Origin of the sequence: Moheibacter lacus (genome assembly GCF_014042165.1) — a bacterium.
Lineage (GTDB): Bacteria > Bacteroidota > Bacteroidia > Flavobacteriales > Weeksellaceae > Moheibacter > Moheibacter lacus.
In genome coordinates, this window is sequence record NZ_JACDZE010000004.1 from 79,041 (window position 1) to 91,793 (window position 12,753).

18 protein-coding genes are annotated in these 12,753 nt (G+C 37.8%); 14 read left to right on the forward strand and 4 right to left on the reverse strand.

Annotation, left to right across the window (positions count from 1 at the left end):
• Positions 1 to 8: 8 nt before the first annotated feature.
• From rpmD to HU137_RS11055, 12 genes are all read left to right on the forward strand, one after another.
• Positions 9 to 185 (forward strand): 50S ribosomal protein L30, encoded by a 177-nt coding sequence (gene rpmD / locus HU137_RS11000; protein ID WP_182043904.1) that lies wholly within the window; start codon positions 9 to 11, stop codon positions 183 to 185.
• A gap of 43 nt (positions 186 to 228) precedes the next feature.
• Positions 229 to 684 carry a 50S ribosomal protein L15 gene (gene rplO / locus HU137_RS11005; protein ID WP_182043905.1) on the forward strand — a complete coding sequence of 152 codons (456 nt, stop codon included), beginning with the start codon at positions 229 to 231 and terminating at the stop codon, positions 682 to 684.
• Between the two features lie 116 nt (positions 685 to 800).
• A complete protein-coding gene (secY, locus tag HU137_RS11010) occupies positions 801 to 2,168 on the forward strand; it encodes a preprotein translocase subunit SecY (protein ID WP_182043906.1) in 1,368 nt (455 codons plus the stop codon).
• A gap of 53 nt (positions 2,169 to 2,221) precedes the next feature.
• Positions 2,222 to 2,437, forward strand: a complete 216-nt coding sequence (gene infA / locus HU137_RS11015) for a translation initiation factor IF-1 (protein WP_182043907.1) — start codon at positions 2,222 to 2,224, stop codon at positions 2,435 to 2,437.
• A 110-nt stretch (positions 2,438 to 2,547) separates the two neighbouring features.
• A complete protein-coding gene (gene rpmJ, locus HU137_RS11020) occupies positions 2,548 to 2,664 on the forward strand; it encodes a 50S ribosomal protein L36 (protein WP_182043908.1) in 117 nt (38 codons plus the stop codon).
• A gap of 3 nt (positions 2,665 to 2,667) precedes the next feature.
• Complete coding sequence (gene rpsM, locus HU137_RS11025) at positions 2,668 to 3,045, forward strand: 30S ribosomal protein S13 (RefSeq protein ID WP_182043909.1); 378 nt, start codon at positions 2,668 to 2,670, stop codon at positions 3,043 to 3,045.
• Positions 3,046 to 3,057: 12 nt separating this feature from the next.
• Positions 3,058 to 3,447 carry a 30S ribosomal protein S11 gene (gene rpsK, locus HU137_RS11030; RefSeq protein ID WP_182043910.1) on the forward strand — a complete coding sequence of 130 codons (390 nt, stop codon included), beginning with the start codon at positions 3,058 to 3,060 and terminating at the stop codon, positions 3,445 to 3,447.
• 53 nt (positions 3,448 to 3,500) lie between these two features.
• Positions 3,501 to 4,103 carry a 30S ribosomal protein S4 gene (rpsD, locus tag HU137_RS11035; RefSeq protein WP_182043911.1) on the forward strand — a complete coding sequence of 201 codons (603 nt, stop codon included), beginning with the start codon at positions 3,501 to 3,503 and terminating at the stop codon, positions 4,101 to 4,103.
• Between the two features lie 74 nt (positions 4,104 to 4,177).
• Positions 4,178 to 5,170 carry a DNA-directed RNA polymerase subunit alpha gene (locus tag HU137_RS11040; RefSeq protein ID WP_182043912.1) on the forward strand — a complete coding sequence of 331 codons (993 nt, stop codon included), beginning with the start codon at positions 4,178 to 4,180 and terminating at the stop codon, positions 5,168 to 5,170.
• Between the two features lie 10 nt (positions 5,171 to 5,180).
• Positions 5,181 to 5,762 carry a 50S ribosomal protein L17 gene (gene rplQ / locus HU137_RS11045; RefSeq protein WP_182043913.1) on the forward strand — a complete coding sequence of 194 codons (582 nt, stop codon included), beginning with the start codon at positions 5,181 to 5,183 and terminating at the stop codon, positions 5,760 to 5,762.
• Between the two features lie 99 nt (positions 5,763 to 5,861).
• On the forward strand, positions 5,862 to 7,391 hold the full coding sequence (locus HU137_RS11050) for a carbon-nitrogen hydrolase family protein (protein ID WP_182043914.1): 1,530 nt from the start codon (positions 5,862 to 5,864) through the stop codon (positions 7,389 to 7,391).
• Positions 7,392 to 7,401: 10 nt separating this feature from the next.
• Entirely contained in the window at positions 7,402 to 7,962 is a 561-nt protein-coding gene (locus HU137_RS11055; protein WP_182043915.1) for a hypothetical protein, read from the forward strand.
• Between the two features lie 47 nt (positions 7,963 to 8,009).
• On the opposite strand, the gene HU137_RS11060 is transcribed toward HU137_RS11055, so the two are convergent.
• Entirely contained in the window at positions 8,010 to 9,392 is a 1,383-nt protein-coding gene (locus HU137_RS11060) for a dipeptidase (protein WP_182043916.1), read from the reverse strand.
• Between the two features lie 140 nt (positions 9,393 to 9,532).
• Between HU137_RS11060 and HU137_RS11065 the strand changes: the two genes are divergently transcribed.
• Positions 9,533 to 9,859, forward strand: a complete 327-nt coding sequence (locus tag HU137_RS11065; protein ID WP_182043917.1) for a DUF4286 family protein — start codon at positions 9,533 to 9,535, stop codon at positions 9,857 to 9,859.
• A 1-nt stretch (position 9,860) separates the two neighbouring features.
• Here HU137_RS11065 and HU137_RS11070 read toward each other — a convergent pair whose 3' ends face one another.
• Positions 9,861 to 10,514, reverse strand: coding sequence for a cell division protein FtsX (locus tag HU137_RS11070; RefSeq protein ID WP_246361548.1), 654 nt, complete (start codon positions 10,512 to 10,514; stop codon positions 9,861 to 9,863).
• Entirely contained in the window at positions 10,515 to 11,390 is an 876-nt protein-coding gene (locus tag HU137_RS11075; protein ID WP_182043918.1) for a nucleoside phosphorylase, read from the reverse strand.
• A 114-nt stretch (positions 11,391 to 11,504) separates the two neighbouring features.
• Between HU137_RS11075 and HU137_RS11080 the strand changes: the two genes are divergently transcribed.
• On the forward strand, positions 11,505 to 12,323 hold the full coding sequence (locus HU137_RS11080) for a ZIP family metal transporter (protein ID WP_182043919.1): 819 nt from the start codon (positions 11,505 to 11,507) through the stop codon (positions 12,321 to 12,323).
• Here HU137_RS11080 and gloA2 read toward each other — a convergent pair.
• On the reverse strand, positions 12,315 to 12,713 hold the full coding sequence (gene gloA2, locus HU137_RS11085; RefSeq protein WP_182044139.1) for an SMU1112c/YaeR family gloxylase I-like metalloprotein: 399 nt from the start codon (positions 12,711 to 12,713) through the stop codon (positions 12,315 to 12,317). The two genes, HU137_RS11080 and gloA2, sit on opposite strands and share 9 nt — an antisense overlap.
• Between the last annotated feature and the right edge of the window lie 40 nt (positions 12,714 to 12,753).

A 12,753-nucleotide genomic window follows, 5' to 3' on the forward strand; every position in this document is an offset into this window, starting at 1 on the left:
TCGCAGAGATGAGTAAAGTAAGAGTAAAACAAGTACGAAGCGCAATCAATCGCGATAAATCCCAAAAAGCAACTTTGGTAGCTTTGGGATTGAGAAAGTTGAACCAGGTAGTAGAGCATGAATCTACACCTCAGATCGAAGGTATGATCAAGAAAGTAGGTCATTTAGTAACCGTTGAAAGATAAGTTTTGCTTGCAAAATTTTCATTCAAAATTTAAAATTTAAAAGATGAAATTAAATAATCTAAAACCTGCTGCAGGTTCAGTAAAAAATAAATTCCGAAAAGGTAGAGGAGAAGCGAGCGGAAACGGCGGAACTTCAGGCCGTGGACACAAAGGACAAAAGTCCCGTTCTGGTTCTTCTAAGAAAGTCGGTTTCGAAGGAGGTCAGATGCCTTTGCAAAGACGTGCCCCGAAATTTGGTTTCAAAAACATCAACCGTGTGGAATACAACGGAATCAATTTGGATGTGATCCAAAGATTGGTAGATGAAAAGAAAATCAAAGATACCCTTACCAAAGAAGATCTTGTAAAACAAGGTTTGGCACATAAAAACGATTTGGTGAAAGTTTTGGGTCGTGGTGAATTGAAAGCAAGTGTAAACATCACTGTTGACAAATACACGAAGACAGCTCAAGAAGCCATCGAAAAAGCCGGAGGTAAAGCTGAATTGACTGGAAAATAAATCAAAAATTGACCGAATGATGGAATCACAATGTGGTTCCATTTGTTCGGTTTAACCATTTCTATAAAGCATGTAGTAAATATCCATGTTACAACAGAAAAAATACAAATGAACACATGAAAGGGTTTGTACAAACAATTAAAAATATTTGGAGCATCACAGAGCTAAGAGAAAAATTAATTCTTACGTTCTTTTTTCTTATTGTTTACCGATTTGGTTCTTATATCCCACTTCCGGGAATTGATGTGAACGAGGTAACCAGATTATTAGCTGCTCAATCTGAGGATCAGAGAGGTCTTCTAGGATTATTAAACTCTTTTACAGGAGGTTCTTTTAACAGAGCTTCCATTTTAGCATTAGGGATCATGCCTTATATCTCTGCATCCATTGTTGTACAGTTGATGGGATTGGCAGTTCCTTATTTACAAAAATTACAAAAAGACGGTGACAGTGGTCGTAAAAAAATCACCCAAATTACGCGTTGGTTAACCATTGCGATCTGTTTGGTTCAGGCACCGGCTTATTTGACTTTATTACAAACCCAATTATTACCATACAACGGTGGTTTCCATTCTGCTTATTTGGTAGATCCTGGAACATTCTGGTTCATTTTCCCATCAACGATTATTTTGGTAACAGGAACGATCTTTACCATGTGGATGGGTGAAAAAATCACAGACAGAGGAATTGGTAATGGTATCTCCATTTTGATTATGGTAGGTATTTTGGCCGATTTCCCACGTGCGTTGATCAATGCATTTGAGTTGGACACAACCGGTGGAATCATGTTCTTATTGGAAATCGTCGCTTTATTGGTAGTCATCATGTTATGTGTGCTTTTGGTACAAGCGGTAAGAAAAGTTCCGGTACAGTATGTGCGTAGAGCCCAAGCTGGAAGCAGCAGTTATATGCGTTCAATGACTGATTCAGTTCGTTCTTATATTCCTTTAAAAGTAAATGCATCTGGTGTGATGCCGATCATCTTTGCTCAAGCGATCATGTTTTTACCTGCTACTTTGGTAGGTTTGGTTTCAGAAGCAGATTCGCCGATGATGATGTTTTTGGCAAAAGTATCTGATCCATTCTCATGGCAACACAGTGCGATATTTGCAGTATTGATCGTAGTATTTACCTTTTTCTATACGGCGATCACGATTCCGGTTAACCAAATGGCTGACGATTTGAAAAGAAACGGCGGAATCATTCCGGGTATCAAACCAGGTAAAGACACAGCGGATTATTTAGACGATATTTTATCTAAAATCACATTTCCTGGATCTTTGTTCCTTGTATTTGTAGCGATTCTTCCAGCGATTGCGCACTTATTTGGTGTAGATCAAAGTTTGGCGATGTTTTACGGAGGAACTTCTTTGTTGATCATGGTAGCTGTAATTTTGGATACGATCCAACAAATTAACACTTATTTGTTGAACCACCATTACGATGGATTGATGTCAACGGGTCGTACAAAAAACGTTGCTTAAGTAATTAATTTATTGTACATTTGCAAACTTTCTGACAAGGGAGAATTAAATTTATGGCGAAACAGAAACATATAGAACAAGACGGAACGATTATCGAAGCATTGTCAAACGCGATGTTCAGAGTGGAATTAGAGAATGGTCACATCGTGACCTCTCATATTTCTGGAAAGATGCGTATGCATTATATCAAATTATTGCCAGGTGATAAAGTGAAAATAGAAATGTCACCTTATGATTTGACAAAGGGTAGAATTACCTACAGATATTAAGTAATTAGTAACGAGTGAATAGTAATTAGTTGAAACTTTGAACTTGAAACTTGAAACAAAAATAAAACGACAGGAGGCATAAAGCCGGAGCATTTAAAAAAGGAACTAAAATGAAAATTAGAGCATCTATCAAAAAAAGAAGTGCTGAGTGCAAAATAGTACGCAGGAAAGGCGTGCTTTACGTGATTAATAAAAAGAATCCTAAATTTAAACAAAGACAAGGTTAAGATATGGCACGTATTTCAGGAGTAGACTTACCAAAAAACAAAAGAGGAGAAATAGGATTGACCTATATCTACGGAATTGGTAAAAGCACAGCACAGAAGATATTGGATCAAGCCAATGTCGACAAAGACAAAAAAGTAAACGAATGGAACGATGATGAAATCAACGCAATCCGTTTGGCAATTACTGAGAACTACAAAGTGGAAGGTGAACTTCGTTCAGAAGTCCAGTTGAACATCAAACGTATGATGGACATCGGATGTCAGCGAGGGATCCGTCACCGTCTTGGATTACCTCTTAGAGGACAGCGAACTAAAAACAATTCTCGTACGAGAAAAGGGAAAAAGAAAACAGTTGCTAACAAGAAAAAAGCCACTAAATAATAGATAGTAGTTATGGCAAAGAATCAAAAAACAGTTAAGAAAAGAAAAGTGATCGTTGAAGCAACAGGTCAGGCACATATCCAGGCTTCTTTCAACAACGTGATCATCACTTTGACTAATAAGAATGGTGAAGTAATTTCTTGGTCATCAGCCGGGAAAATGGGCTTCAGAGGATCTAAAAAGAATACACCTTATGCTGCGCAAGTAGCTGCTCAAGATGCAACAGCTCAAGCGCTGGAAGCAGGATTGAGAAGAGTAAAGGTTTATGTAAAAGGACCTGGACAAGGTCGCGAATCTGCAATCCGTACTATTCATAACGGAGGTATCGAAGTAAGCGAAATCATCGACGTAACACCATTGCCACACAACGGTTGTCGTCCACCAAAACGTAGAAGAGTTTAATCGAATTAGTGAAAATCTAATTTCTAAATTCTAATTTTAAAATTTAAAGAAAAATGGCAAGATATACAGGACCAAAAACCAAAATCGCTAGAAAATTCGGACAAACCATTTTTGGTGATGACAAAAGCTTCGAAAAGAAAAAATACCCTCCAGGGATGCATGGCCCAAACAAAAGAAGAGGGAAAAAATCTGAATATGCAGTTCAGTTAGAAGAAAAACAAAAAGCAAAATATACTTACGGAATCCTTGAGCGTCAATTTGCAAATATGTATAAAAAAGCAAACGCTAAACCGGGGATTACAGGTGAGATTTTATTGCAACTTTGTGAATCTCGTTTGGATAACGCAGTATACCGTTTCGGTATCGCGCCAAGTCGTAGTGCAGCAAGACAATTCGTATCACACAAACACATTACCGTAAACGGAGAAGTGGTAAACATTCCATCTTATCAGTTAAAACCGGGAGATGTTGTGGCCGTACGCGAAAAGTCAAAAACATTGAGCGCAATTACAGATTCATTGAAATCTCGATCTACTTATGACTGGTTGATCTGGAATGACGAACAAATGTCAGGTACATTTAACTCTGTTCCAGAAAGAATTCAGATTCCGGAAGACATCAAAGAACAATTGATCGTCGAATTATATTCTAAATAATTAGAATACAAGAATTTATAACAAGTGGAGAAACCGAAAGGTTTTGGTTAAACTAAAAAATCTTAGAAAAAAAGATGACAATTTTAAACTTTATAAAGCCGGACAAAGTAGTCTTAATCGAATCAAACGCTAATTTTGGACAATTCGAATTCCGTCCGTTAGAGCCAGGTTATGGTCTGACCATCGGAAACGCTTTGCGCAGAGTATTGCTTTCTTCTCTAGAAGGATATGCGATCACTTCTGTGAAAATCGAAGGAGTTGACCATGAATTCTCAACCATCTCTGGTGTAGTAGAAGACATGACCGAAATTATCTTGAACTTGAAAAAAGTTCGATTCAAAAGACAAATCAGCGAATCTGATTCTGAAACCGTTACCGTTTCCATTTCCGGGCAAGAACAATTGACAGCGGGAGATTTGGGGAAATTTATTTCCGGATTTCAAATCCTAAACCCTGACTTTGTAATTGCAAACATGGATAAAAAAGTGAAATTGGACTTCACTTTTACCATCGAAAAAGGACGTGGGTACGTACCGGCTGATGACAATAAAAAAGCCAATGCGCCAATCGGAACCATCGCTATTGATGCGATTTATACGCCGATTAAGAATGTGCGATATAGCGTTGAAAACTATCGTGTGGAACAAAAAACCGACTATGAAAAATTGGTTTTGGAAATCACTACAGACGGTTCTATTTCTCCACAAGATGCATTGACTGAAACAGCAAAAATCTTGATCCACCATTTCATGTTGTTCTCTGACGAAAGAATTACTTTAGAAGCAGAGGAAGTAGCCTACGGCGAAACTTATGACGAAGAAGCACTTCACATGAGACAATTATTGAAAACCAAATTGGTCGATATGGATTTGTCAGTTCGTGCATTGAATTGTTTGAAAGCAGCTGAAGTAGAAACTTTAGGCGAATTGGTTTCTTACAACAAATCAGATTTGATGAAATTCAGAAACTTCGGTAAAAAATCTTTGACCGAATTGGAAGAATTGGTAGACAACAAAGGATTAAGTTTCGGAATGGATATTTCCAAATATAAGTTAGACGTAGAATAATTTTATTAAAATGAGACACGGTAAAAAAATCAATCATTTAGGAAGAACAGCTTCGCACAGAAAAGCGATGCTTTCCAACATGGCTTCCTCATTGATTACACATAAAAGAATCAACACTACCGTTGCAAAAGCAAAATCATTGCAACGATATATAGAACCTTTGATTACAAAATCAAAGACAGACGACACCAACAACCGTCGTGTGGTATTTAGTTATTTACAAGACAAAGAAGCAGTTGCAGAATTGTTCCGTGAAGTAGCACCAAAAATCGCAGATCGTCCGGGTGGATATACCCGCATCATCAAAACCGGATTCCGTCAAGGAGATGGTGCTGATATGGCGATGATCGAATTGGTTGACTTCAACGAATTGTACACTTCAGCTAAACCTGAAAAGAAAACCAGAAGAAGTAGAAGAGGAAGTAGCAAAGCTGCTGAAACTGAAACAAAAACGGAAGAAACAGTTGAAGAAGTAAAAGCGGAAGCAGCTGAGGAAGCACCTGCAGTAGAAGAAGCTAAGGTTGAAGAACCAAAAGCGGAAACTGCTGAAGAACCTACTGCTGAAGAAGGAACGGAAGAAAAGAAAGATTAATTTAATCTTTTGATCATACAGAAAAGCAATCCAAATCGGGTTGCTTTTTTTGTTTATTTTCAATTCAATACTTATCTTAGATTTATAAGAATTCAAATTATGCAACAACCGGAAATAGAGAATATCGAATTGGAATATCTTTCCATTCAGGATTATCAAGAGTTAAAAGAAGCCATGATTTCGTCCTATGCGACGATGGGAGAAATGTACTGGAAAGAAAATCATATACAATCCTTATTGAACAAATTTCCGGATGGACAAGTCGTTCTTAAAGTCAATGGGAAAATAGCCGGGTGTGCTTTGTCCATCTTGACAACCGCTGATTATATTACTTCAAAACCCCATACATACAAAGAAATTACAGCCAATTATACGTTCAATTCCCATGATCCAAATGGCGATGTCCTTTATGGAATTGAGGTTTTCATCAAACCGGAATTCAGAGGATTGCGTTTGGGACGTAGGTTGTATGATTATAGAAAAGAATTATGTGAGAAATTGAATTTAAGAGGAATCGTATTTGGTGGCAGGATTCCAAACTACCATAAATACGCAAACAATCTTACTCCAAAACAATATTTGGAAAAAGTCAGAACCAAAGAAATTCACGATCCCGTTTTGGATTTTCAATTGTCCAATGATTTCCACCCCATCAAAATCTTAAAAGGATATCTGGAAGGAGATGAAGCTTCAAATGAATTTGCTATCCTTCTCGAATGGAACAATATTTATTACCAAAAACCCACAACCAAAGCTGTTGCAAAAAAAACAGTCGTGCGTATCGGGTTGGTTCAGTGGCAGATGCGTCCCTACAAAGACGTAAAAGAATTGATGCAACAAGTCGAATATTTCGTGGATGCTCTTTCCGGTTATCGTTCTGATTTTGCTCTATTTCCCGAATTTTTTAATGCGCCGCTCATGGCAAAATACAACCATCTTTCTGAACCGGAAGCTATCCGAAAATTGGCAGAATATACCGAAGAAATCGTTTCGAAATTTTCCGAATTGGCGATTTCCTATAACATCAACATCATTTCAGGAAGCATGCCCGAAATGAAAGATGGAAAACTTTATAACGTGGGTTATTTATGCAAAAGAGACGGAACGCTGGAACGCTATGAGAAAATCCATGTCACGCCGGACGAAGCCAAAGTTTGGGGAATGCAAGTCGGAAAAGAAATCAAGGTTTTTGATACCGATTGCGGGAAAGTTGGGATTTTGATTTGTTACGATTCAGAATTTCCGGAATTGAGTCGTTTGTTGGCAGAAGATGGAATGAAAATCTTATTCGTTCCCTTTTTAACCGATACCCAAAATGGGTTTTCACGCGTGCGTCATTGTTCCCAAGCCCGCGCCATAGAAAACGAATGTTACGTCGCCATCGCAGGAAGTGTCGGAAATTTACCAAATGTTCACAATATGGACATTCAATATGCACAATCCATGGTCTTAACGCCTTGTGATTTTGCTTTTCCATCCAATGGTGTGAAAGCCGAAACTACACCCAATACCGAAATGATTCTGATTTCTGATGTCGATTTGGATTTGTTGACGGAATTGCATGAATTTGGAAGTGTTAAAAACCTGAAAGACAGGAGGAAAGATGTCTATGATGTGGTCAAGAAATAATTCGAATTAGATGACATTAAAGAAAGTTCTGTTCATTTTAGGCGGTGTTTTTCTATTGGGAATTCTATTGTTTGGGTTTTTCCTTTATTTTACCATTAAAACCAAATCTACAGATGTGAGTGATGAACAACCTTTTCAGAATTGGGTTGGGAAAAAGGTGGAATTGAACCAAGAAATTTTGATATTCAATGAAAAATTGAAATCTCATACTGATGAATATTTTCCATACGAATTTACAGATAGTTTGCAGACGAAATGGCAATATGTCAGCGAACAACTTCGTTCTGGAAACGAAGATGTTGCGGAAATTGACCGATTTCCAAAAGGCGCAACTTTTACCATAGAAAAAGCAACATTGTTTACCAATGGCGTTTCCGGTTCTTCTAATATTTATTTGTTTGGAGAAATTTCAAATGGAGAAAAGACGTATGAAGTTGGTTTTCAGTGGGGAGAACAATCCATTTCCAGATTTCTAGATGATGTAGATGAACAATGGAATTTCCCACAAGCTCCTTGGCAGAATCAAACCGACACAACTTATTATGCCTTGCCTGAGGCGAATTGGTGGTAGAAAAAAAGCAGTCTTATTTGACTGCTTTTTTTATTTATTTTGAAGAATTATCCTTCCGTATAATATTGAAAGAAATACGGAATCGTTTCGATTCCTTTATAGAAATTAAATAATCCAAAGTTTTCATTTGGCGAATGGATCACATCCGAATTCAAACCAAATCCCATCAATACCGATTTAGAACCCAATTCTTTTTCAAACAAAGCCACAATCGGAATACTTCCGCCGCCTCTTGTAGCCAAAGCTTCTTTTCCGAAAGTATGCGTCATCGCTTTTTTAGCCGCTTGGAAACCTTGATCGGAAGTCGGTAAAACATATCCGTGTCCTCCGTGATGGGGTTTTACAATTACTTCGACGGAAGAAGGAGCAAGCGTAGGGAAATAATCGGCAAAAAGTTGTGTGATTTTTTCCGGGTCTTGATTGGGCACCAATCGCATAGAAATTTTTGCATAGGCATGCGAAGCAATGACAGTTTTAGCGCCTTTGCCGGTATATCCGCCCCAAATTCCATTTACATCAAGCGTAGGACGAATAGACGCACGTTCGATAGTGGAATAACCTTTTTCTCCTTGAATATCAGCAATCCCGATTGATTTTTTATACCCTTCCAAATCAAAAGGAATTTTAGCCATTTCGGCTCGGTCTTCTGCTGAAAGATCTTCTACCTCATCATAAAATCCGGGAATGGTAATCCGTCCGTCATCGTCGTGCAATTTAGCGATCATTCGAGACAAAACGTTGATCGGGTTTGGCACAGCGCCTCCATATACGCCCGAATGCATATCCAAATCGGCTCCTTTTACTTCCACTTCTACATAGCTCAAACCTCTTAAACCTACCGAAATAGAAGGTTGATCGTTTGAAATAATTTCAGTATCGGAAATCAAAATGATATCGTTTTTCAGCTTTTCTTTATTGTTTCGGACGAATTCACCTAAACTCGAGGAACCCACTTCTTCTTCTCCCTCAATCATAAATTTGATATTGCAAGGAAGTTCTCCTGATTTGTTCATCGCCTCAAAAGCCTTTACATGCATAAAAAATTGTCCTTTGTCATCGGCAGCGCCTCGCGCAAAAATGGCACCTTCCGGATGAATTTCTGTTTTCTTAATAACCGGATCAAAGGGTCCTGATTCCCAAAGTTCCATAGGATCAGCTGGCTGAACATCATAATGGCCATAAACCAAAACGGTCGGAAGAGAAGGATCGATGATTTTTTCGCCATAAACTACTGGGTAACCACTTGTTTCACAAACTTCAACATTGTCAGCGCCTGCTGCGTTTAAAAATTCTGCTACTTTTTCTGCTGTGTTCAGCACATCCTGATTGTAGGCAGGATCAGCACTCACCGAAGGAATTCTGAGTAATTCCAATAATTCATCTAAAAATCTTTGCTTGTTATCGGTTATAAACCTTTGTGTTTCGTCCATTATAAATTGAAATTTTAATAAAAAGCTAATGTAAGAATTTTGAGTTTAGATGTCAGAATTACGAATGGATTTTTGATTTAAATCATTTAAACTAAGTTTTTTCAAATTAAATCCTATATTCGCTGTAGAAATTTTGGACTATGATAATTTACAGCGTAACAATCAACATTGACGAAACAGTAGAAACGGAATGGGTACAATGGATGAAAAAGACCCATATCCCAGACGTGATGAATACGGGTAAATTTATTTCGTGCAGATTTTCAAAACTGGTTTCGCACAAAGAGGAGGGAAGCGCCAATTATTCGGCACAGTACACTTGCCATTCTCGTCATGATTTAGAGGATTACCAACAAAATTTCGCCCAGGAACTTCAACAAAAATCATTGGAAAAATTTGCCGATAAAATGCATGCATTTCGCACGGAACTGGAAATCATCGAGGATTTTTATTCGGTGCTGAGTTGAGTTAGGTAACTATTTTCAATATAAATGAATGGTTTTCCAAACCTTCCGTTGTGATTTCGTCAATGAAATTTTGGGTTTTCAATTCATCCATAATTTTTTTGATTTTTGATACAATTTCAGTTGTACTTTTGAATTGAATAATAAAACTTGCTGGAAATATATTTTCTTCAAAAAAATTATATGGAATTCCTAGCTCTTTTTCCGCGATTTTTTGAGCCTCTTCTTTTGAAATATAACGGAATTCATCTGATTTGAAATTTTCTTTTAACCGATTCTTTAAATTGTCAAAATCTATATCAGAAATCGAATTTTTTAAGAAAATTTCTACTGTAATCGAATCATAAATCATTAGATACTTTACCGCATATTCTGAATCTTTGTACAAGATGAGATCATTTTTTGTTTTTTCAATTAAATCTTTTTTAGAGATCCTATGGCTAATTTCAGAATCTTGAAAATTCATTATTTCAAATTCTTTTTCAGGATCATATTGGTAAAACTCTAAATTCAAGCTATCATTTTCATTTAACAATTCGACTTTGTTTTCAGAAATCACCGCAATCGAATAGGATTCAGAAATAGTTTTCCATTCTAACTTTTGAGAATAAGAAAATAAACTGCAAAACATCAAAAGCAAAAAAATATATCTTTTCATCTAACTATTTGTCAACTTCTCCAACGCATACTGAATCATCTTATCTACGCTTTTAAAGGAATCCTTACTAAACTCTCCCAAAGCACGGTTTGCCACAATGCAATTGACCGAAAGCGCTTCGTGACCCATCATCGCAGCAAGACCATAAATGCCTGAAGTTTCCATTTCGAAATTGGTGATCCGATGATCGTTATGTGAGAAACTTGAAAGAATTTCATTGATATCAACCGGATGGGGTGCCAGTCGTAGATTTCGTCCTTGTGGACCATAAAATCCCAAAGCTGTAGCGGTTATTCCGTTGATGGTTTGATCAGATGAAAGTTGTTCCAAAAGTTCAGTCGAACTTTTCACTACATAAGGAACAGCCTTAGAATCGTCCCAATCGGCATGCTCATAAAAGGCTTCTTCCATATCCAAATCCCGTACCATCAACGAATCTTCATAAAAATGCAACAAACCGTCCATACCCAATCCATGGGAGCTCAACACAACACTATCCACCGGAATGTCTTGGTGCAAAGCGCCTGAAGTTCCCAATCGTACAAATTGCAACTGCCGTAAATCTTCTTTGATTTCACCGGTTTTCAAATCGATGTTTGCTAACGCATCCAATTCGCTGAAAACAATATCAATATTGTCCGTTCCCATTCCGGTAGAAATTACGGTGATCCGTCTTCCATTCAGACTTCCTGTATGGGTGACTATTTCTCTTTTTCGGGTTTTGAATTCGATTTCATCAAAATATTGGGAAACTTTTTCCACACGATCAGGATCACCCACCGTAATAACCAAATCGGCTAATTGTTCTGGTAAAATATTGCAATGATATACACTTCCGTCCGGATTTAAAACCAATTCAGATGCTGCTTTGTTCATGACGTGTTTCTTTTTTTCAAATCTAATTAATCCCTTTCATATTTCAGAATAAAAATTAATCAAAAATATTTGTTAGATTTGACTAACAATTTTAGATTTGTAAAAATTATTTGAATGTTTCAATATATAGTTGACTATTTTGAAAGCATTCCTCCTGTATTAGCCGCTTTGTATGCGACGTTGTTTACGTGGGGACTGACTGCCTTAGGCGCTTCTCTTGTGTTTTTCTTTAAGACCATGAACCGCGTTTTTCTCGACGGTATGTTGGGGTTTACCGGTGGCGTGATGATTGCGGCGAGTTATTGGAGTTTGCTGGCGCCCGCTGTAGAAATGAGTTCAGGCCAAGGGATAATGAAGATTTTTCCGGTCGCATTTGGATTTGTTTTAGGTGCATTTTTTCTTTTTGGATTGGACAAAATTTTACCGCATTTACACATCAACTTCAAACAAGCGGAAGGAGTGAAAACGCCTTGGCAACGTACGACTTTGCTCACTTTGGCGATAACACTTCACAATATTCCCGAAGGTTTGGCGGTCGGTGTTTTATTTGGTGGCGTTGCAGCGGGAATTCCCGAAGCGACCATTGCAGGCGCTCTGACTTTGGCCATCGGAATTGGAATTCAGAATTTTCCGGAAGGAATAGCGGTGGCTATGCCGCTTCGCCGAATGGGACTTTCGCGCCGAAAAAGCTTTATGTACGGACAAGCTTCTGCCATCGTCGAACCCATTTTTGGGGTTTTGGGCGCTTTGGCCGTAACTTTTTTCACTCCGATTTTACCTTACGCACTAGCTTTTGCAGCGGCTGCCATGATTTATGTGGTAATTGAGGAAGTCGTTCCGGAAACCCAGCAAAGTGGAAATACAGACATTGCAACTTTGGGATTTGTCGCCGGATTTGTGGTGATGATGAGTTTGGATGTTCTTTTAGGTTAATTCAATTTCATACAATTCCAATGGCAATCCATCCGGGTCAGCAAAAAAAGTAAATCTTTTTCTGGTGAATTCATCGGTTCGAATCGGTTCGGTTTGAACGTTTTTGGAATTCAATTCTTCAATTGCTTTTTCTAAGTCTTCGACTTCAAATGCCAGATGCCGAAGTCCCGTAGCTTCCGGTTGAGAAACTCTTTCCGGTGGATCTGGAAAAGAAAACAATTCGATTATATATTTTCCATTGAGTGCCAAATCCAATTTGTACGAATTTCGTTCTGCTCGATACACTTCTCGGATAATTTCTAAACCTAATATTTCTGTGTAGAATTTTTTAGAAACCGGATAATCAGAGCAAATCATGGCGATATGGTGAATGGATTTTAGATTCAATATTTATTTTTTTGAGTAGTAAAATTAGAATATATATCTTCGA

What these genes read in the sequence shown, in the direction of transcription:
- rpmD (WP_182043904.1), top strand. Translation starts at nt 9, where the DNA reads ATGAGTAAAGTAAGAGTAAAACAAGTACGAAGCGCAATCAATCGCGAT.
- rplO (WP_182043905.1), top strand. Translation starts at nt 229, where the DNA reads ATGAAATTAAATAATCTAAAACCTGCTGCAGGTTCAGTAAAAAATAAA.
- secY (WP_182043906.1), top strand. Translation starts at nt 801, where the DNA reads ATGAAAGGGTTTGTACAAACAATTAAAAATATTTGGAGCATCACAGAG.
- infA (WP_182043907.1), top strand. Translation starts at nt 2,222, where the DNA reads ATGGCGAAACAGAAACATATAGAACAAGACGGAACGATTATCGAAGCA.
- rpmJ (WP_182043908.1), top strand. Translation starts at nt 2,548, where the DNA reads ATGAAAATTAGAGCATCTATCAAAAAAAGAAGTGCTGAGTGCAAAATA.
- rpsM (WP_182043909.1), top strand. Translation starts at nt 2,668, where the DNA reads ATGGCACGTATTTCAGGAGTAGACTTACCAAAAAACAAAAGAGGAGAA.
- rpsK (WP_182043910.1), top strand. Translation starts at nt 3,058, where the DNA reads ATGGCAAAGAATCAAAAAACAGTTAAGAAAAGAAAAGTGATCGTTGAA.
- rpsD (WP_182043911.1), top strand. Translation starts at nt 3,501, where the DNA reads ATGGCAAGATATACAGGACCAAAAACCAAAATCGCTAGAAAATTCGGA.
- HU137_RS11040 (WP_182043912.1), top strand. Translation starts at nt 4,178, where the DNA reads ATGACAATTTTAAACTTTATAAAGCCGGACAAAGTAGTCTTAATCGAA.
- rplQ (WP_182043913.1), top strand. Translation starts at nt 5,181, where the DNA reads ATGAGACACGGTAAAAAAATCAATCATTTAGGAAGAACAGCTTCGCAC.
- HU137_RS11050 (WP_182043914.1), top strand. Translation starts at nt 5,862, where the DNA reads ATGCAACAACCGGAAATAGAGAATATCGAATTGGAATATCTTTCCATT.
- HU137_RS11055 (WP_182043915.1), top strand. Translation starts at nt 7,402, where the DNA reads ATGACATTAAAGAAAGTTCTGTTCATTTTAGGCGGTGTTTTTCTATTG.
- HU137_RS11060 (WP_182043916.1), bottom strand. Translation starts at nt 9,392, where the DNA reads ATGGACGAAACACAAAGGTTTATAACCGATAACAAGCAAAGATTTTTA.
- HU137_RS11065 (WP_182043917.1), top strand. Translation starts at nt 9,533, where the DNA reads ATGATAATTTACAGCGTAACAATCAACATTGACGAAACAGTAGAAACG.
- HU137_RS11070 (WP_246361548.1), bottom strand. Translation starts at nt 10,514, where the DNA reads ATGAAAAGATATATTTTTTTGCTTTTGATGTTTTGCAGTTTATTTTCT.
- HU137_RS11075 (WP_182043918.1), bottom strand. Translation starts at nt 11,390, where the DNA reads ATGAACAAAGCAGCATCTGAATTGGTTTTAAATCCGGACGGAAGTGTA.
- HU137_RS11080 (WP_182043919.1), top strand. Translation starts at nt 11,505, where the DNA reads ATGTTTCAATATATAGTTGACTATTTTGAAAGCATTCCTCCTGTATTA.